The sequence below is a fragment of the Streptomyces sp. NPDC091271 genome (genome assembly GCF_044757505.1).
GTDB lineage: Bacteria > Actinomycetota > Actinomycetes > Streptomycetales > Streptomycetaceae > Streptomyces.
The window spans coordinates 697,290-716,461 of sequence record NZ_JBIVVD010000002.1 but is presented as its reverse complement, the minus strand read 5'-3'; the positions used below and the strand labels follow the sequence as shown (position 1 = coordinate 716,461).

Here is a 19,172-nt window from a genome sequence, read left to right as displayed (position 1 = left end):
TCACGGTGGGGCGGGGCGGAGACCGGGGACGGGGTCAGGAGGGGCGGCGGACGAGCTCGACACCGATCAGTTCCAGCCGTACGGACCCGTCGGCGTCGATCAGTGCCGCGTCGCAGCGCGCCCCCGTGTCGTGCGCCTTGCGCCCTCGCACGACACACCGCACGGTGCCGTCCGACGGGCCGCGCCTGTGCACCCTGCACTCGGCGAGGGCCATGGGCAGCGTCGCCGCCCCGAGTACCCCCTCGCCCCAGAGCAAGGCGAGTTGGAGCGCGCCGTCCACGGCAGCCGGGTCGATCGGCCCGTGCCCGCCCTGCCAGTCCAGAATGCGCACGCCCGCGACGGTCGCCTCGGCGCCCTGCTCGGAGACGCCGTGCACCGTGCGCAGGGCGTGGAACCGCGGACCGTGGAAGAGGACCTTCCCGTCGTACGCATCGGCCCGGCCGAGCGGCTTCAGGCCTCCAGGGGTGTCCCACGTCCTCGGGTCCGCTTTCCGGCTCCCGGTGTCCAGCACGGCCCGGAAGTGCGCCAGGCCGTCCTCGCCCCGCAGTTCCGCCTCCAGAGCCGACGGCGAACCGGGTGCGCCCCGGCTGCCGGACAGGGTGAGCCGGTGGCCCGCACCTGACAGTTCCGGCAGGGCGCACTTCTTGTACACACGCAGATCGCGCAGGACGAGCGGGAGCGGCCCGGGGGCCGGCAGCCAGGCCGTAGCCGCGCTCGCGAACCAGCTCAGGACCAGTGCCACGGGCAGCACCGGGGCCTCGGCGGGAGTGTGGTCGGCCAGCTGCGGCAGGGTGTCGGAGCGGACCAGCACCTGGGCCCGGGGCGGGCCGACGACCGGGGAGAGCGCCGCCGGGTCGTCCCCGGCCGCAAGGACGACGCGGGCCTCACCCGCGGTGCCGTCCAGCTCGGCCGTGAAGGCGGCCGCGCCCTGCTCCAGGGGGATGAGCGGGACCCCGGACCGGCCGAAGTGCGCGGCCAGGGCGGGCGTGACCATGCCGCCCTGCCAGGGGCCCCAGGCGATGCACCGCACCAGGCAGCCGGGGCGGCGGGCCTGTTCGGCCGACGCGACCTGATGGAGGACTTCGTTGGCCATGGCGTAGTCGCTCTGCCCCGTGTTGCCGAACACGGCGGCCACCGAGGAGAAGAGGCAGATCATGTCCAGCGGATCGCCCGCCGTCGCGGCCAGCAGCGCCCGCAGACCGTCCACCTTGGTGGACATCACCAGATCGGCCTGCTCGTCGCTCTTGTCGGCGATCAGCTTGTCGGCCAGGACCCCCGCACCGTGCACGATGCCGGTGACGGGCCCCCAGGCGTCGCGTACATCGCGGAGGGCGGCGGCCAGAGCGTCGGCGTCGCGGGCGTCGACCTGGATGTACCGGACGGGGGACCCGGCGGACTCCAGCGCCGCCAGTGTCGCGCGTACCTCGCGTGCGGCAAGGATCTCCCTGGCCCGCGCCGCGATCCGGGCGGGTGAGGAGCCCGCCGCGTCCCTGTCGGAGCGCTCCGCGAGCAGCCGGGTGAGCGCCGGCTCGTCGGACGCCGAAGCCAGTCCCGCGGGTTCGGCGGCGGGGTCGGTCCTGCCCACCAGGACGATCCGTGGACCGTGGGTCCTGGCCAGGTCCAGCAGGGCGGCGGCGGTTACCCCACGCGCCCCGCCGGTGGCCACGATCACGGACGCGGAGGTGACCCGCCGCGTGTCGCCGGGCGTCACCGGCTCGGGCACCGTCCGCAGGAGCGTGCGGGTGCCGTCCGCGCGGAGACCGACCTCCATGTCGGCTCCGCCTTCGAGCAGTTCCCGCACGATCGCCCCGGCGAGCTCCTCGTCGTCCCGGCCGCCCCGCTCGCAGTCGACGGTCCTGACCGAGGCGTCCGGCCACTCCTTCGCCGCGGTCCTGGTCAGACCCGCGATACCGCCCAGCCACGCGCGGCCGGGCGCGCGGCCACCGAGCCCGAAGTCGCCCCCGGTGTCCTGCACGGTCACGAACAGCGCACCCCCCGCGGCGGCTCGCGCCGCCACCGTACGCGCCGCGCGGAACGCCGACCGGTGGACCTCCGTCGCCTCCTGCGGCCCGTCGCCCGCGGTCAGTCCGCCGAGATGGACGACACCGCGTGTGCCTTCGGGCACCTCCGCCGCCGCGGTGGCGTCCATGCCGCGCTCCGTCAGCTTCCGGGCGACGAGACCGGTCAGCCCGCATCCGTCCGTGCCCCCGCCGGTCACCACGACCGGGCCGTCCAGCAGTCCCGCCGTCGCCAGGCCGGAGGCCGGCGACTCCACCAGACGCGGTACCAGCCTCGTCAGCACGGCCGTCTCACCGGCCCCGGCACGCGTGGCAACGAGCCCGGTGTCCTGCGGGGTGCCGGAGGGGCCGGAAACTCTACGGGGCTCCGGTACGGCGGGGGCGACCACGTCCGCGGGGAAGCCGGCCGCGTCCTGGGGGCCCGGCACAGGGTCCCCGCATGGGCGGGCGCCGGCGGTGAGCGCCTCGACGATCTCGCGCAGTGTGCGGAGCTTGCCGAGGCGGCCGACGTCTCCTGCCCCCAGGTCGCCCACCTGACGGCGTACGGCTGACAGGATCTCGACCCGCTTGATGGAGTCCACCCCCAGGTCCGCCTCCAGCTCCATGTCCATGTCGAGCATGTCGCTGGGGTAGCCGGTGAGCCGGGCCACCACCGAGAGGAGCAGTTCCTCCAGCTCCGACGGCGAAAGGGGCACGACATCATCAGCCGGAGCCGTCGCGGGTGCGGGTGCGGGTGCGGGCACGGGTGCGGGCGCGGGCGCGGGCGAAGGAACTGCTCCGGCGCCGGCGTACGCGGGGGCTACAGGAGCGGCGGCCGGGGCGGGCTCGGCCGGTGTGACACCGGTCGCGACCGGCACCGGTGCCACGGACGCCGGGGCGGCCGGCCCCGGTGACGACGCCCGGGGCAGCGGCAGCGGCGCGAGGGGGGCCGCCACGTCGGGCACCTCACCCGTGTGGGGCACTCCGAGCATCGCGGCCAGTGTCGTCTCGGTCATCCGCAGAAAGGCCATGTGGCTGTCCGTCAGCATCCGTTGACAGGCCGCGTGGGCCTCCGCGGTGTGCCGCTGGACATTCTCGACCGCCGCGTACCAGTCGGCGCCGACCGCCTCGGCGCCGTAAAGGGAGACGGCCTCGTGCACGGCCCCCGGCCCCGGAGACGGTACGACGTCGTGGGCGTTCGCCGGATCGTGCGTGGGCCCCGGCGCGGGGAGGGGGACCGCCGGGGTGCCGGGCGCGGATGCGTGCACGGGGGCGGTCCGCGGTCGGTGTTCCGGGCCGCGCTCCGGTGCGGGCGACGGTTCGGCGGCCGCGGCGCGGGGCGGGTGGAGCTGACCGTAGTTGGCTCCGCTGATCTTCACGGTCATTCGGGGCTCGCGTTCCTTCGCTGAGGCTCCGGGCGAGCCGTACGGCGCCCAGAGGCTGTCGAGATCGAGGGGGACGCCGCGCACGGCGAGTTCGCCGAGCGCGGCGTGCAGGGTGCTGACCCCGGACCGGCCCGGCCGGTCCAGGGGGACGGCAGCGTGTTCGCGGTCGCCGAGGATCTGTCCGACCAGGCCGGTCAGCGCGGCGCCCGCGCCGACTTCGACGAAGGTCCGGACCCCCGCCGCGTACATCGCCTCGATCTGGTCCTGGAAGAGCACCGGTGAGGCGAGATGACCGGCGACCCGGCGGCGCACCTCGTCGGGGTGCGACGGGTACGGTTCCGCGTCGGCGTTGCCGTAGACCTCGATCCCGGGCTCCGCGAGCGGCACCGTGCGCAGGTACGCGGCGAGCGGCTCGGCGGCCGGGGCGACCAGCGGGCTGTGGAAGGCGGTCGACGTGGCCAGCCGGCGGGTGCCCGCCCCCTCCGCCGCGAACACCTCCTCGGCGCGCAGGACAGCCTCCCGCGAACCCGAAAGCACCACCTGACGCGGGGAGTTGTGGTTGGCCGTCCAGAGCTCGCCGAATCCGCCGCCGGCCAGCACCTCGGCCACGTGCGCGCGGTCCGCCGCCACGGCCAGCATCGCGCCCGGTGTGACCGCCGCGTCCCGCATCAGCTCACCGCGGCGGCGGGCCAGACCCACCAGCGCCTCCGCCTCCAGCACACCCGCGCAGTGCAGCGCCACCAGCTCACCGAAGCTGTGGCCCGCCACGCAGTCCGGTCGCAGGCCCAGCTCCCGCACCACCGCCAGCAGCGCCAGCGCGTGCACGGCGAGGGCGGGCTGCGCCCACTCGGTGGCGTCCAGGCGAGCCCGCCGGTCCGCGCGCTCCTCGTCGGTGAAGGCGGGCGGCGGGAACACCACCCTGTGCAGCGGCCGCCCGTCGAAGCGGGCGCCGCCGAGCCGGTCCCACACCGCCTGGGCGGCCGGCGCCAGCATGGCGAGGTCGGCCCCCATCCCGACGTACTGGGACCCCTGCCCCGGGAACAGGAAGCCGATGCGGCCCGGAGCGGGCTCCCCGCACGCGTACCGGACACCGGCGGGTGTGGAGAACGCCGTGCCGGGCCGCTGCCGGATCGACGCGACCGCCTGCGCGTACTTCTCCCGCAGGTCCTCACCATCGGTGGCGACGACGGCCAGCCGCACCCGGTCGGCGGGTGAGAAGGAGGTGTGGCTCTCCCGGGCCAGGGCGGCCAGCGGACGGCCGTCGTCCGTCCGCGGCGGCACCAGGTCCGACACGGAGGCGCCACTGAAGAGGACGAGTTCGCTCGGCGCCGATCGGTGGCGCAGGGCCGCGCGGCCCTGCGCCGAGGGCACGTACTCCTCCAGCGTGACGTGGAAGTTGCTGCCGCCGAAACCGAAGCTCGACACCGAAGCCCGGCGCGGATGCCCGGCGGGCCGTACCCACGGGCGGGTCTCCGTGTTGACGTAGAACGGACCGTCGGGGGCGGCGGCCGCCGGATTCGGCCGGTCGACCTTGACGGTCGGCGGCAGCACCTTGTGATGCAGGGCCATGACCGCCTTGAGCAGCCCCGCCGCACCCGCCGCGCACTTGGTGTGGCCGATCTGCGACTTGACCGAACCGATCGCGCACCACTGCCCGTCCGGGCGGCCCGACGCTCCGAACACCTCCCCGAGGGCGGCCAGTTCGGCGGTGTCCCCGGCCTTCGTGCCGGTTCCGTGCGCCTCGACCAGCTCCACGGTCTCCGGTCCGTAGCCCGCCTCCTCGTAGGCGCGTCGCAGGGCGCGCGCCTGGCCGTCGGGCAGCGGGGCGTAGATCGCCGTGCTCCTGCCGTCGGACGAGGTGCCGATGCCCCGGATCACCGCGTGGATCCGGTCGCCGTCGCGCTCCGCGTCGGACAGCCGCTTCAGCGCATACATGACGACCGCTTCGCCGAGCATGGTGCCGTCGGCCGAGGCGGAGAACGGCCGGCAGTCACCGCTGGGGGACAGCGCGGGGGTCTTGGAGAAGCACAGGAACATGCCGATGTCGTTCCCGGTGTCCACGCCTCCGCTGATCACCAGGTCGGCCCGGCCCAGCGCCAGCTCACCGACGGCCGTGGACAGAGCTGCCAGGGAGCTGGCGCAGGCGGCGTCGGTGGTGTGGTTGACGCCGTGCAGATCGAACCGGTTGGCGATGCGGCCCGCGACGACGTTCCCGAGCAGCCCGGGGAAGGTCGACTCCCGCCACGGCTCGAAACGGGCCGAGATGCGGTCGCACACGGCCTGGGCCTCGGCCTCACCCAGTCCGCTCTCCCGCAGCCCCGCGAGCCAGAGCGGGCGCTGGGTGCGCCCGTACATGTGCGGCAGGAGTTCCAGGGCGGCCGCGCCGAGGACGACGCCGGTCCGCTCCCGGTCCACCCCGGCCGGACCGCCGGCGTCCGCCAGCACCTGGTCGGCGACCATCAGAGCGAGCAGCTGGGAGGTGTCCGTGGCCGGCAGGTTGGCGGGCGGCACCCCGTAAGCCATCGGTTCGAAGTCCACCTCCGGCAGGAAGGCGCCCCGACGGGCATACGTCTTGTCGGGGGCGGCCGGGTCCGGGTCGTAGTGGTCCTCCACCCGCCAGCGGGACGGGGGCACCTCGGTCATCAGGTCCCGGCCGCCGGTCACGATCCGCCAGTAGCCGGCCGCGTCCGTCGCGCCGGGCACCACGGCGCCCACGCCGACCACGGCCACGGGAACCCGGTGGGACGGGGAATCGTGCACGGTCTCTCCTCGGAGTGGGGCTGTCGTCGTGGGCGCCTTCGGGGCGCCGGGCACGCTCACGCCAGCTCGCACGGCGTGTACGTGAACGCGTCGGGCGTCAACGGGACTCCGTACGTACGCAGTTGGTGCGCCCGTGTGAGCACCGCGGCCCCTTCGAGCAGGTTGAGTGCGATCTGCACCACCGACCGGTTCGCCGGTTCGGCCAGCAAGGTGCCCTCGACCCACCGGTTGAACGCGCCCATCGCGGGCCCGCACCAGATCTGGTAGTCGGCCCGCCGTGCCCCGTCCCCGGTGATCGCCCACCGGCTCGAACTGCCCAGGTACCAGCGGAAGACCAGTGCCATGCGGTGCTTCGGGTCGGCCTCCGCACGGGTGATCTCCGCAGGATCGCGCTGCTCCCAGAACGTCCGCGTGCGCTGCCAGATCTCGTCGAACGGGGCGCGCAGCACGTCACGTTCGATCGGGACTCGCAGCGCGGCCGGGATCTCCTCGAGCGAGCCGTGCGCCCGGTACGCCGCGTGGAGCCGCCCGGCCCGCTGGGCGAACATCGTCCCCCGGGAGAGGACCTGCAGTTTCACACCGAGCTCGAACATGTCTGCCGCCGGCGCCATGGCCACATCCGCGATGTCCGCGTCGCAGAGCATCGCCTTGGCCTCGTCGGACAGGCCCGCCTCGACGGACGTCTGGTTCACCGACCCGATGACCACGTAGGACGCGCCGAGGGCGAAGGCGGCGGCCACCGCGTCCGGTGTGCCGAGGCCGCCGGCCGCTCCGATGCGGACCGGCCGGCGGTAGCCGAACCGCCGGCACAGGACGTCGCGCAGGAGGGCGATCCTCGGCAACAGGGCCGACAGCGGCCGGTTGTCGGTGTGCCCGCCGCTGTCCGCCTCCACGGTGATGTCCTCGGCCACCGGCACCCCGGCCGCCAGCTCCGACTCCTCCCGGGTCAGTTCGCCCTGAGCGACGAGGGAACTCAGCAGTGCGGCCGGGGCGGGGGAGAGGAACCTCTCGGCGACCTCGGGCCGGGACACCTTCGCGAGCACCCTCGTACGCCGGACGATGTCGCCGTCCGCGCCCCGGCGCAGCCCCCGGGCCGCGCACAACACGACAGCCGGGGTCAGCTCCATGAACGCCGACGCGGAGATCCGGGGGACACCGCGGCGCAGCAGCAGCTCGGCGACGCGCCACTCCAGTTCCGGTTCGGCCGGTGAGTGGATGAGGTTCACGCCCCAGTTCGGGAGCGGTCCCAGCTCATGGACCAGCGTGTGCACGGCCCGCTCCACATCGGGGTAGGCCAGACCCCCCGCGCCGAAGAAACCGAGCATGTCCGCCCGGGCCATCGCCGACACCATCCCCGTGGTCGCGATGCCGTTCGCCATCTCGCCCGCGACATAGGGGAAGCGGACGCCGTGCGCCTCGCAGAAGGTGCGACCGCCGAGCCACTCCGGATACAGCGGCGGCAGCGTACCGAGCACCGGTCCGCCCGGTGCGGGACCGGTCGCGAGCCCCAGCTCACGGCCGTCCGGCCCGCTGACCACATGGACGGGTTCCCGGATCCTCCGGGCACAGGCCGCGATCCCTTCGGGGGAGAAGACCGGCGGGGACGCGGCGGGCGAACCGGGAGCTGCGAGGACGGACACGAAGAGGCTCCAACGGGAGAGGACGTCTGCGGGTCAGGCGTGACGGGAGGACGAGAAGGCGGTAGCGGGTGTGTCCGGGGAGCCGGTGCGTGCGCGGCCGGCCGGGGCCAGACCGGACAGGAGGTAGCCGAGGCTCACGGGGGCCGACGCGGCCGAGGGCCCCAGCAACGACCTGACCCGGGTGTCGTCGAACCGCCGCCGGTGGGCGAGGTAGGCAGTCATCCCCGGGTAGAAGTCCAGCAGCGCCTCCAGCGCCGACGGGGCGTCCGGCTTGGTGGCGACCAGTTCGATCGAGAGCGGGACCAGCTGTTCCAGCAAGGTCACGACCGTGGGTACGGGCACGTCGCGGTCATGGACGACGTGGTACGTGTCGACCCCGCCCGAGGGCGTCCGGCCCGCCAGCCGCACCATGACCTCAGCCGCGTGCTCCACCTGCAACAGGTTCAGGCGGCCGTGCGGATGCCCCACCGTACGGACGCGGGGCCGGCCGTGGTCCTGGGGGCCCTCGGCACCTCGCGCGTCACGCAGGATCCGCTCGATGACCAGCAGCGGATGCGCGGGCAGTTCGGGGTGCGGCGGCACGTCGGAGACCAGGATGCTCGGCCGCAGGACCAGTGCGGGGCGGCCGTGCTCCCTGGACCAGGCATGGACGAGCAGCTCCGCCTCGTACTTGGAGCGTTCGTAGGCGTTCTCGAAGCCACAGCCATCGTCCAGCTCGTCCTCGTACGCCACCCCCTCACGCCGTGCCCCGGCCACGAAGGCGGTGCTCACGTGGTGGACCACGGGTCGCCTGCGGCCGGCGGTGGCCAGCTCCAGCAGGTGCCGGGTCCCTTCGACATTGGTCCGGCGCAGCTCGGGGAGGTCCCCCTCCAGGTTGATGCTGCCCGCACTGTGCCAGATCGCGTCGACGCCGTCGGCCAGCTCCTGGAACGCCCGCGCGGACAATCCCAGCCGGGGCTGTGCGAGGTCGGTCTCCACGACCCGCAACCGGCCGGGGATCCCGGCGACGAACGCCTCGGTGGCACCTGTCAGTTCGAAGTACCGGGTGATACGGCGCAGAGCGTCTCCCGACCCCGCGTGGGCCAGGACCGTGAGCGACCGGTTCGTGTCGAGCAGGCGACGCAACAGGCGCAGTCCGAGAAATCCGGTGGCGCCGGTGAGGGCGACATGCACGACCATGGCTCCAAGGCTTCGAAAGGGACGGGCCCGCGACCGGGTGCGGAGGGCGGGGACGGGGTGCCGCTGCTGCGGCGACCGGGAGCGGTGGAACCGGGCGCCACCGGCCGCCCACGGCGCGGAGTGTCACCCGGCGGTCGGGGTGCGAGCGGCTCCACCCGTCCGGCCGTTCCGGTGTGGCGAGTGCCCGCCGGTTCCCCGAAGCCCCCAGCCTCGCCGAGGGCTTCCCGGGCCCTCTCGGGGCCCGATGATCTCCGGCGCACGGCACACGATGTCAGACGGCGAGCAGGGCGGGCGCCCTGATTCGATCTGCTCACCCGAACGAAGTACGCCGCGCCGTGACGGGTGCGACCTGCACCGATCGGAGGAATCCCGCCGCAACCAGGGCGCCCGGGCGTTCGGGGGGTGACCCTACGGAGCGGAGGCGCGCGGAGCCTCGTCCCCCCTTCGAGGGATCTTGCGGGCGGACTTCCGGGGACGGCCTTCCTGTGACCGCGCCCGCGCCGCCTGCGGCGGGTTGCGGGCGGCAGCAGACCAGTCACCGCACGGCGAACGGGTGCCTCGTGGGCTTCAAGCGCGGATGCGGCCGTCCACAACGGCGGGCGGGGACGGGGCTGCTCGGAACGGGAGCGGCATTCCCGTGCCGGACGGCTCCGCCGCGGTCAGTGGTCATCCTGATGGTCGGACGGGGGCGGACGGGCTGCCCGGTCCGGTGCGCGGCCTGCCGTTTCGGCCCGCCGCGCTCCACCCGTCCCTCTTCCCGTCGGCCCGCTCGCTGTTGGCACGAAATAGGAGCCCTGAAGCCCCATGCCCGTCCCCGATCAGTCAGCCCCGTCCACCCGGTCCGTCCCGTCGGACGGGTCCGTCCGGCCCGGCCGGCCCGTTCCCTCTCCCCGCCACCCCACCCACTCCGTCGACCGCGCCTTCCTCAACCTGGAACGCCGCCGGCCCGAAGTCCGTTGGGACGCCGGCGGCGTCGCTTACCTCAGCGGCCCGGCCCCGGCCCTGGCGGACCTCCGTGCGTATGTGGGCTTCCGCCTGGGCGAACTGCCCCTTCTCACCAGCCGGGTCGAGGGCGGGCGGCGGCTCCGGTGGCAGCCGCACGCGGACTTCGCCGTCGACCGGCACGTGCACGAGGTGGTCGCCGACGGCCCCGATGGGTGGGACGCCGCCCTGCACACGGCGCTGAACGCCCCGTTCGCGACCGGCGCGTACTGGGGGGTCTGGCTGGTCCACGGCCACGCACCCGACGCGTACGCCGTGTGCTACCGCTTCCGCCACGCCTGCCAGGACGGTTCGGCCGCCGCCATGACCTTCCGGACGATGCTGGGCGAGGGGGAGCCATCCGCCCGCCCGGTGCCGGGCGGGAGCCGGGGGGCCGGGGTGCCACGGCGCGTGGGCGTGGCCGTCGGGCTGGCCACGAAATTCGTGGCCGGCTCCCTCGTCGTCCGCCGTCACCGTCCCGGCGCCGCGTTCGTCCCCTCGGGGGAGCAACGGCTGTGGCGGGGGCGCGTACCGGTGGACACCCTCCGCCGGATCGGGGCGCCGCGCGGCGGCTCGGCCCACGACGTACATCTCGCCGCACTCGCCGGGGCGCTGGCGGTCTGGTCGGACCGCTCCGGCGTACCGCTCCCACGGGTGAAGGCCGTGCTGCCCGTCGACGCGCGCCGCACCGACGAGGACCAGACTTGGGGGAACCGATGCTTCGCCCTGCCGCTGGAGCTCCCCGTGCGGATCGCCTCACGGCGCCCGGACGGGTCCCAGGACGGCGCGGCGTCCCTGCGGCGACTGGACCACGTCATGACGACGACCCGGAAGCTGCGGGGCGAGGCGTGGCGGCAGGCCATTCAGGACCTGGTCCGCTTCATGCCGGGACGGCCGACCGACTGGTACATGCGAAGGGTGCTCTCCCCACGCGTCACCGACGTCATGGCCACCTCCATGCCGCTCGCCGACAAGGGGAGCCTGGGGGAGACGCAGGTGACGGGCACCGCCCTGCTGCCCCTGCTCGTGCCCGGGCACCTCTTCGGGGTGGGGCTGTCGTTCTTCGGCGACTGGGCCGAGGTGTCCTTCGTCGCCGACCGCGCCCTTCCGATGGCGGAACTGCTGCCGGAGCTGTGGCAGCAGGCCGTGGGGGAGCTGGAGGAGAGCTCGGCGCCCGAGTGAGCTCGTGCCTCCCCTCGCCGGGTCCTCGGACGGCGCGGATCAGGCGGCGTCGGCCGCCGGAGTGGGGCCGGCCACGCCGGGCAGCGGCAGGAGCGCACCCCGTGCCCGGCGCCTGCCCGCCCGGAGTTCCCGGCGGAGGGCTCTCCGGTAGGAGCGGACGTCGATCTCGATGCCGTGACGGTAGGTGGACACGTACGTCTTCTCATGGCGGCGCCGTTCACGGGCGATCGCCTGCTCCATGTCCGCCGGCGACGGAAGGGCGACCGTGCCCTCCATCAGGTCGGTGATCCATCCGGCCTGTGGTTCGAGCAACGGGAAGGCAGCACCGGCGGGTTGGGCGAGCCCCATGAAGTAGAGCCCGGGGAGCCGGGGTGGGACCGTGCGCAGATAGAGGTCGGTGCGGCCGCCCGGGGCGGCGAAGACGGAGGGTTCCAGGAAGGGGAAGGAGATGGAGTAACCGGTGGCGTACACCACGGCGTCCACGGGTTCGCGGCTGCCGTCCGTGAAGGCCGCCGTGTCCCGGCCGAAGGAGCTCACGCCAGGCTTCGGGGTGACCGCGCCCCGGGCCAGCTGGACGAGGAGTTCGTCCGAGGTGGAGGGGTGGGCGGCGAGCGGGCCCCGGGACGGTTCGGGGAGCCCGTAGTGAGCCGGGGCTCCACGGGTGAGCCGTAGGAGGAGCGCCATCGCCGGCCCCTTGAGGGGCAGCGGAAGACGGGACAGCGGGCTCCACACCAGGTGGTCCGCCGGCCGGCCGAGCAGCATCTTGGGGAACACGTGCGCCGCGTCGCGTGCGGAGAGGTACGTCCGCGCGGCCGTGCGGGAGATCTCCGCCGCGATCTCGCACGCGGAGTTGCCCATGCCGATCACCAGCACCCGCAGCCCGGCGTACGGCTCGGGGGAGCGGTAGTCGTGCGAGTGGACAGCGGGCCCCTCGAACTCCTCGGCCCCGGGAACGGCCGGGTCGGGGAGACGGGGGTCCCAGTGGTGACCGTTGGCCACCACCACCTCGGTGTAACGCCGCGTCTCCCCCTCCGCGTCGGTGTCCCCCCGGCGTCGGCGGGCGACCTCCCAGCCGCCGTCGTCCAGGGGCCGCACCGAGGTGACCTCGGTGCCGAGCGTGATGTGGCGGTGCAGGCCGAAGGACGTGGCGTAGTCCTCGAGGTAGGCGAGGACCTTGCTGTGGTGCGGAAAGACCGGGTAGGTCTCCGGCATGGCCAGCGAGGAGAAGGACATGCTCTCCTTCGAGATGTTCGCGTGCAGGGACGCGTACACCCCCGACATGCCGTTGTCGTTGCCGTACCGCCAGAGCCCGCCGATCTTCGAACCGGCCTCGAAGCAGTCGAACGGAACGTTCCGGGAGGCGAGGACCTTGCCCGCTGCCAGGCCGGACGGCCCCGCACCGATCACGCACGTTCTCCGCATGACTGACCGACCTTCCCTCGTGTGGGCGTGACTGCGCCGGAACGCGCGTGAGCGGGACCGCACGAGGGGGTCTGGCCGGACGGCGGTGCCCGGCCGCGGCGCTCCGGCCCCGGTCACGCTAGTCACCCCAGCACCCTCGGAGCCGGTTGACGGCAGTGAACCCGCCGCACGCGTGACATGTCGTGCACCGCGTTGACGCCAACCTGCTTCCGGCGCCGTTTCCGCCGCGTGACCCGCTCGTTGACCACGAGCGGACCGGTCGATGCCGCCGAGTGGCCGGCCGGACGAACACGCCGACTGGCAGACGCGGACCGGTTCCGCGGCCATCGGGAAGACCTGGCACGACGGAGCAGCACGATGGACGTCAGAGATGTGCACCACTCCTACCGGCAGCACGCCGTTCTCCGGGGTGTCGACCTCTCGCTGCGGCCCGGCACCCTCGCCGGGATCGTCGGGGAGAACGGCGCCGGCAAGACGACTCTGCTGAAGGCCCTCGCCGGTGAACTCAGGCCGGACCGGGGCACGGTGCACCATGCCGGCAGGTTCGGCTACTGCCCGCAGTCCGTGGTTCTGGACGACTCCTTCACCGTCCGCCAGCATCTCGACTTCTTCCGGAGCGCGTTCGGGCTCCCGGACCTGCGGCGGGCCGGAGAAGTGATGGAGACGCTGGCCTTCACCGAGTACCTCGACCGGCGCGCGGGCCAGCTCAGCGGGGGCTCACGGCAGAAGCTGAACCTGACCCTGGCGCTCATGCACGATCCGGACGTACTGCTGCTGGACGAGCCCTACCAGGGTTTCGACTGGGAGACCTATCTGCGCTTCTGGGAGCTGGCGACGAGTCTGCGCGACGCTGGACGCTCGGTGCTCGTCGTCTCGCACCTTGCGTACGACATCGACCGGCTGGACGTGTTGTGGCGCCTGGACGGCGGGCGCCTCACCCTTCAGGAACCGCGTGCGGGGGCGGTGGCATGAGGCGGCACTGGTCCCTGTTCACCACGGCGTCCCGGTACGCGTTGATCGGGCATGCCCGCAACCGGTTCGCGATGCTGCTGGTGGTCGCGTACATCCCCGTGTGGATCGGGCTCGCCTATGTGACCATCCCCGACGAGCCCGCACCGTTCCGGCTGCGGGCCACGGGCGAGATCCTGTCCCCGCCGGGGAACCACCTCACCCAGATCACCGGTGCGCTGAACGCGGTCACCCTGATCGCCGGGTTCATGATGTTCGCCGCCACCTTCACTGGCGGTGCATTCGACCGCCGCCTGGCCATGGCGGGATACCCGAGGTATCACCTCGTCCTCGCCAAGCTCTCCGCGCTCACGTTGGTCTGTGCCGCCGTCGCCGCGTACGCGACGGCCGCCGCCGGCTTCGCCTGGGCCCCTCGGCAGCCCCTCATGCTCGCCGCCGCGCTGTTCTGCGCCGCACTGACCTACGGCGCGTTCGGAGTGGTCTTCGGATCGGTGCTCCGTCGCGAGGTGGAGGGCATGTTCGCCATCCTGATGATCAGCATCCTCGACGTCGCCCTGCAGAACCCCCTCTCCAGCTCCGGATCGGACAGCGCCGTCGTGCGCTTCCTGCCGACGTACGGAGCCGTGCAGGCGAGCATGTCCGCGGCCTTCTCCGACGCGTCGGTGCGTGAGGGGCTCACGATCCAGGTCCTCTGGCTCACCGGCGCCGCGTTCGCCGGTTTCCTGGTCTTCCGCCGGCGCACCCGCAACGCGCTTCCACCGGAACGGAAGCGCCGTGTTCCGGCTCCCTCCGGGCCCGCTGCGGCCGAGGGCACCCAAGGAGCCCCGCCCGCAACGGCCGTGACCAAGGGAAGCCGTTGATCGTTCTGTAGCCGCGGGCGCTGACTGGGTGCCCGGACCGACACGTTCTTCGTGCAAGGAGCACCACCCCCTCATGACTCTTTCGCGTACCGTCCAGCGCACCGTCCTCACAGCCGCCCTCCTGTCGGCCTCCGCCCTGGCCGTCCCTTCGCCGGCACAGGCCGCCCCGCTGCCGCCCGCGTGTCAGGAGGCTCTGCTCGAGACCCTCGACAAGTTCCCCGTGGTCGACTTCACGGTTCCCGACAAGGTGCAGAACACGATGCTGGCCGAGGTCCTGGGGCTGAGCGAGGCCGACCAGGCGGTCCTCACCGAGACGGCGTGCGCGGCCTGGAACACCTGGGCGACCCAGAACGGCCAGGCGGTCGCCGCGGACCTGGACACCCGCTACCGGAACGCGGCCGGGCCCGTCTGCAACAAGTTCGCCAAGTCCTCCATGGGGACGATCAAGAAGTACGCTCCGAACGTACCCGCCGCGACGCGGGAGCTGGAGAAGCTGGCCAAGCAGGTCTGGAAGAACTCCATGGAGAAGCTGGCCGCGGAGGCCACGAACGCCGACTGCCGTACGGCCTACACCGGGGTGAAGGCCGGCTGGTAGCGGAGCCGGGCGGAAAGGCGTCGGATCGGCCTGTACCCACCGGGTGACCGTGTGGGGACAGGCCGCGCCGTGCGGTTTCCACGACACAACGAAGCTCAGCCAGGCTCCTGAAGGGACTTCGCCGTGTGCGGCGCGGGCGCCTTGTTCGTCACCCGCTTTGCTCTGCCGTACTGCCCTGAGGTTAGTTTGGGTGCAGGACAGGTAAGGCAGGCCCGTGGCGGCGAGGTGCACGGGGGACGGAAGGTCGGGAAGAGTGTCGCTGCGCGGAGGTGATCCAGCGGAGATCGGCGGCTATCCGCTCGAGGCACGGCTCGGCTCCGGCGGTATGGGCACGGTCTTTCTGGCCCGTACGAGTTCGGGGCGGCCCGTCGCGATCAAGCTGATCCACCAGCAGTTCGCGGGGGACGACGAGTTCCGCATCCGCTTCCGGCAGGAGGTGGCGGCCGCGAGACGGGTGAGCGGCGCGTTCACCGCCGCCGTGGTCGATGCCGCCCCTGAGGCCGAGCAGCCGTGGATGGCGACGACCTATATCGAGGGGAACACGCTCGCCCAGCACATCGCCGCGAAGGGCCCGCTGGACGGTGCGGAGCTGAGGAGGCTGGCCATCGGGCTGGCGGAGGCGCTGCGCGACATCCACCGGGTGGGGGTCGTCCACCGTGACCTGAAGCCCTCGAACGTCGTGCTCTCGCCCGAGGGCCCTCGCGTCATCGACTTCGGCATCTCACGCGCCGCGGACCAGCAGACGCTGACGATGACAGGGCGTGTCATCGGTACGCCGCCCTTCATGTCGCCGGAGCAGCTGCAGGCGCCGCGCGGTGTGGGTCCGCGGTCCGATGTCTTCTCGCTGGGGACCTTGCTGGTGTACTCGGCGACGGGCCACGGGCCCTTCGACGCGGACAGCCCCTACATGACGGCGTATCAGGTCGTGCACGAGGAGCCGTCGCTGGGCGCCGTGCCGGCGGCTCTGCGCGCGGTCGTCGAGTCCTGCCTGGACAAGGAGCCCGAGGGGCGCCCCTCGGCGGACGAACTCCTCGTGCTGCTGCGTGACCTGCCGTCCGACCTCGGTGGGACCGAGGTGCCTGCGGCCGGCGCGAGCCGGACCCGCGACATGATCACCCAGCATCACTCCGGGGCGGAGGCCACCCCGTCTCCGGCCACCCCGAGCGCCACCGCTCCGGCAGAACCCGAGACGGGGAGCAACGGCGCCCCGGCCGGCCGCCGTCTGCGTCGAGGATGGCGGCCTGTGCTCGCGGCCGCGGTCGCGGTGGCAGCGATCGGCGGGGGAGTCGCCGCGCTGAAGACGGGCAGCTTCGGAGGAGGCGGCGGCGACAAGGGTGACAGCGTCGCGGCGCCGGCCGCCGCGCTTCCGGACGGCTTCGAGCCGTGGCGCAGGACCGTGCAGGGCGGTGACGAGGGCATACCCGACGAGCTGCGTTGCGTCGCGCGCGGTGACGCGCTGTTCTGCGGGGGCGGCGGTGTCGTCGCGACCCGTATCAGTGCCGTGGACGGCTCGAGGGCGTGGACGGTGAAGAGCCCGGGCGTCCCCGTCCAGGGCATGCACCTGGTGGGCGCCACCGACGACACGGTGCTCGGCCATCGCTTCGCCTCCCAGGACGCCCCGCAGGGCCCTCCCCGTGAGGTGGTGGCCATCGACGCGGACAGCGGCCGGGAGCTGTGGTCCGTGGAGTCCGGCGCCCAGTCGACGGCCGTCACGGGCCGGACCCAGGACGCCGTCGTGGCCGGCTCCGCCGTCGTGACGGTCGACGCCTCCAACTCCCGCTTCGAGGCCCGGGACGCGCACAGCGGTGAGGTGACCTGGAAGACGCCGTTCCCCGCGGGTACCCAGTGCGCTCCTGTCCCCGCGGGACCGCGGCTCTTCGCGATGTGCGCGACAGATGCCGAGGTGGATGCCCTGGAGGTGCGCCATCCCACCCTGTACACGCTCGACCGCGCCTCGGGGACGCTGGGCAGGCCTGTCGCGGTCGACGGGCCCGCCACGCCGGTGGGCGTGGACAAGGGCGGTCTCGTACTCCTCCAGGAGCACTTCGAGGGCACGGCGCTGACCGGGTACGACGGCGTGGCGCGGGTCGACCCGGCCTCGCGGAAGGTGACGTACTCCCGACTGGCCAGGACATACGGGGGGACACCCGGCATGGCGGACGGCACCGTCTACGTGAGCGGGCAGACGGGCCTTGTCACGGCGCTGGACCCCGCTACCGGACGGAAGAAGTGGTCGCGGCAGACGCCCGTGGAGGGCGCGTCGGGCCCCGTGGCGGGCGCCGGCGCGCTGTACTTCAGCTCGGCCACCGGCCGGGTGGTGGCGCTGTCGCCGCACGACGGTGAACCCCTGTGGACGACGGACCCGCAGGCCGAGGGCTCATCGGGCGGGGAGGGCGAGAGTCCGCGCGTGACCGTCGCGGGGCGCGCGGTGATCGTGGCCGCGGCGGACAACACCCTTTTCGCCTTCGACGCACAGAATCCGCCGGAGTCGGGCTGATCTCGGCGGCACGACCATCCGCCACCTGGATGTGGCGTCTATGACGTGATGCACACCCATGCTGGGGCACTTATCGTGGCAGCTTCCTCGTGCGGCGGTAAACTCCAGGCGTGAGAGCCGACGCCGTACGCAACGTGGAAGCGGTCCTGACCACCGGTGCGCGCATGCTGGCCGCCGATCCGGGCGCCAGTATCGCGAGCATCGCCGCCGAGGCCGGGGTGGACCGGCGCACGGTCTACCGCCGGTTCGCCTCCCGCGAGGAGCTCCTCGCGGCCGTCTACGCATCCCGGCTGGAGGCCATCGAGCGGGCCATCGAGGACGCGCGACTGCGTGAGGCCCCGGTCGCTGTCGCTCTGCACCGGTACGTCGAGAACATCATCGGCGTGAACCGGACCTGGCCCGTGGACCTGGCCCGTATGCTCGCCGACGACGAGGTCCGCGCCCGGAGGGACGCTTCGATCCGCGAAGTCGACGCATTCCTCCGACGCGCCACCGACGAGGGTCTGCTCCGCTCCGACGCGCCGGTGGGGTGGGCCGGTGTTCTGCTGCCCCAGCTCATGCACCTTGCGTCGCGGCAGATGTCGGACCTGTCGGCCGCCCGGGCGGCCGACCTCGTCGTCGACACGCTGTTGCGAGGGCTCGGAAGGTCCTGACGTACGCGGGTGCACCCGCGTACGGTCCGTCACCCCGCCCGCACTCCGGTGATGAAGCGGCCGGCCAGGTCGATTCGTTCGTCGAGCGTGACGGGCGTCTGGCCGAGATCCACGAACAGTTCGTGCACGCCGTGCTCGGCTGCGGCCCGGGCGTAGTCGACGTACTGCCGTAGCGTTCCCCGCTGCGGTACCAGCTCCGACTCCGCTTCGGTGTCGGTCAGTTCGAGGTTCACACGCAGCGCCATCCGCAGAGTTGCCGGGTCCCGTTCCGCTTTCTCGGCCTCCCTCACAATGGCGCCCCACATGTCCATGAGGTACGTCAGCGGCATGGCGCCGGGCAGCCAGCCGTCGAGCCGATGTCCGATGCGGGCGAAGCCCCGGGGTGTGAACGCCGCGAGGAGTACGGGAGGCCCGGGCCGCTGTTGCGGTCTGAGCCCCACCTCCGTCTCGGGGACGGTGAACAGCGCCCCGTCGTGGGCGAAGGAGCCGCCGGCCCAGTACCCCTCCAGGACGTCGAGCGTCTCGTCCAGTCTCGTGCCCCTGCCGTTCCACGGCACGCCGACCGCCTTGTACTCCTCGGGCATCCAGCCGAGCCCGAGGCCGACGTCGAGCCGCCCCTGGCTGACCATGTCGAGGGTGGTCAGTGACCGGGCGAGCATGATCGGCGGCTGCCAGAGGCCGTTCAGCGTGCTGGTCCCGAGGCGGACCCGGCTCGTGTGCGCCGCGGCGAACGTCAGGGCGACAAGGGGGTCCAGGTGGTTCTCGTAGGTGCGTGGCATCACGCCGCCCCGGCCCGGGTAGGGCACGCTCGGCGCGGCCGGGGCGAGTACGCGGTCACCGGTCCACAGGGAGTCGTAGCCCATGTCCTCCGCGGTGCGACCGGCTCTGATGATGCCTTCCGGCGTCGCGTCCGGACCGAACGTCGGGAGGGCCATGCCCAATCGCATGCGGGTGCTCTGTGACATGGGAACTCACGATGTCATGTGCCCGCACGCGGGGGAAGAGGCCGCGCCCAGCGCTCAAGGCTGCGCAGGGAAGTGCCATCAATCGAG

11 protein-coding genes are annotated in these 19,172 nt (G+C 73.1%); 6 read left to right on the top strand and 5 right to left on the bottom strand.

All coding sequences use genetic code 11. The features are described 5' to 3' along the window. Window positions 1–34: 34 nt before the first annotated feature. Genes ACIQM3_RS10595 through ACIQM3_RS10585 form a run of 3 tightly spaced genes read right to left on the bottom strand, consistent with a single transcriptional unit; the run spans window position 35 to window position 8,961 of the window. Complete coding sequence (locus ACIQM3_RS10595; RefSeq protein WP_401621715.1) at window positions 35–6,142, bottom strand: SDR family oxidoreductase; 6,108 nt, start codon at window positions 6,140–6,142, stop codon at window positions 35–37. Window positions 6,143–6,198: 56 nt separating this feature from the next. Further along, the gene (locus ACIQM3_RS10590; RefSeq protein WP_401621712.1) at window positions 6,199–7,782 is read right to left on the bottom strand and encodes a PfaD family polyunsaturated fatty acid/polyketide biosynthesis protein; all 1,584 of its coding nucleotides are present in this window, start codon (window positions 7,780–7,782) and stop codon (window positions 6,199–6,201) included. 33 nt (window positions 7,783–7,815) lie between these two features. Continuing rightward, window positions 7,816–8,961, bottom strand: coding sequence for an SDR family oxidoreductase (locus ACIQM3_RS10585; RefSeq protein WP_401621709.1), 1,146 nt, complete (start codon window positions 8,959–8,961; stop codon window positions 7,816–7,818). A gap of 804 nt (window positions 8,962–9,765) precedes the next feature. On the opposite strand from ACIQM3_RS10585, the gene ACIQM3_RS10580 reads away from it, so the two are divergent. Beyond that, a complete protein-coding gene (locus ACIQM3_RS10580) occupies window positions 9,766–11,124 on the top strand; it encodes a hypothetical protein (RefSeq protein WP_401621706.1) in 1,359 nt (452 codons plus the stop codon). 39 nt (window positions 11,125–11,163) lie between these two features. Here the strand turns inward: ACIQM3_RS10580 and ACIQM3_RS10575 are convergent, their stop codons facing one another. Further along, complete coding sequence (locus tag ACIQM3_RS10575; protein ID WP_401621703.1) at window positions 11,164–12,546, bottom strand: flavin-containing monooxygenase; 1,383 nt, start codon at window positions 12,544–12,546, stop codon at window positions 11,164–11,166. 357 nt (window positions 12,547–12,903) lie between these two features. Here ACIQM3_RS10575 and ACIQM3_RS10570 point away from each other — a divergent pair, with 357 nt between their 5' ends. From ACIQM3_RS10570 to ACIQM3_RS10550, 5 genes are all read left to right on the top strand, one after another. Next, window positions 12,904–13,518: an ABC transporter ATP-binding protein gene (locus tag ACIQM3_RS10570; protein WP_401621700.1), complete on the top strand. Its 615-nt coding sequence runs from the start codon at window positions 12,904–12,906 to the stop codon at window positions 13,516–13,518. Further along, window positions 13,515–14,375, top strand: a complete 861-nt coding sequence (locus ACIQM3_RS10565) for an ABC transporter permease (RefSeq protein WP_401621697.1) — start codon at window positions 13,515–13,517, stop codon at window positions 14,373–14,375. Before ACIQM3_RS10570 ends, ACIQM3_RS10565 begins: the two co-directional genes overlap by 4 nt. 73 nt (window positions 14,376–14,448) lie before the next feature. Continuing rightward, window positions 14,449–14,970: a hypothetical protein gene (locus ACIQM3_RS10560; RefSeq protein WP_401621694.1), complete on the top strand. Its 522-nt coding sequence runs from the start codon at window positions 14,449–14,451 to the stop codon at window positions 14,968–14,970. Between the two features lie 253 nt (window positions 14,971–15,223). Then, complete coding sequence (locus ACIQM3_RS10555; protein WP_401621692.1) at window positions 15,224–17,467, top strand: serine/threonine-protein kinase; 2,244 nt, start codon at window positions 15,224–15,226, stop codon at window positions 17,465–17,467. Window positions 17,468–17,631: 164 nt separating this feature from the next. Further along, complete coding sequence (locus tag ACIQM3_RS10550; RefSeq protein WP_401622414.1) at window positions 17,632–18,120, top strand: TetR/AcrR family transcriptional regulator; 489 nt, start codon at window positions 17,632–17,634, stop codon at window positions 18,118–18,120. A gap of 29 nt (window positions 18,121–18,149) precedes the next feature. Here the strand turns inward: ACIQM3_RS10550 and ACIQM3_RS10545 are convergent, their stop codons facing one another. Beyond that, window positions 18,150–19,085 (bottom strand): TIGR03619 family F420-dependent LLM class oxidoreductase, encoded by a 936-nt coding sequence (locus ACIQM3_RS10545; RefSeq protein ID WP_401621689.1) that lies wholly within the window; start codon window positions 19,083–19,085, stop codon window positions 18,150–18,152. Window positions 19,086–19,172 lie beyond the last annotated feature (87 nt).